This window comes from Pantoea sp. Pa-EAmG, assembly GCF_030024295.1.
In the GTDB taxonomy this organism is placed as follows: domain Bacteria; phylum Pseudomonadota; class Gammaproteobacteria; order Enterobacterales; family Enterobacteriaceae; genus Pantoea; species Pantoea dispersa.
Genome location: NZ_JASEWO010000414.1, coordinates 1 through 600, shown reverse-complemented (window position 1 = coordinate 600; position 600 = coordinate 1). Strand labels below are relative to the sequence as shown.

The 600-nt window shown below is 44.3% G+C and carries 1 protein-coding gene; it reads right to left on the bottom strand.

Annotated features, from left to right (window positions below; translation table 11 throughout):
• Positions 1 to 269: hypothetical protein (locus QMM04_RS22985; protein WP_282997208.1), on the bottom strand; the 269-nt coding region annotated here is incomplete at its 3' end.
• Positions 270 to 600: the final 331 nt, after the last annotated feature.

The window sequence follows — 600 nt, the reverse complement described above, 5'->3', positions numbered from 1 at the left end:
AAACGGTCGCGATCGGCATTGCCCATCTCCTGCACTAAGCGGTGATGGAGCTTGCCCATGGCATGCAAATAGCTTTGATCGTCGCCGTTCAGTTCGCAGATTTCGGCCATGTCGAGGCAGGTATCATTAAAGCGGCGCAGTTGGTCGATAGTACAATCGGTGCGGTTGAGCTTAGCCTGAGCCATATAGAAGTCTACGGTGATATCACGCACCGAAAACTTATATTCATCGATTTTGTGTTGTAACCAGGCTGAGACGGTAAGCGTCATGTCGCTACCTTAAATGGGTTAATGATAATCATTATCATATTCAACCGCGTCAGGAATGCAATTCCCGCAATGAAATTTTATTGATTTCCTTTGCCTGTTAGTAAAATCGGCAAGAACAATCTCTTTACCTTGAAGAAAGGCGTAACCTATCAATCATGACGATGTCGTAAAGTTGAATTTCTAAATTTTACGTCATTTTAACGGGTTACGCGGGTGTGGCGCGCACGGGAATGCCGCTCACAAGCTCGATTGAAGAGACTATGCTTAATAAAGCAACAGTAAAAAACAGCACGAGATGATTATCCCTGCAAAACAAGAGGTTGAAGTGATA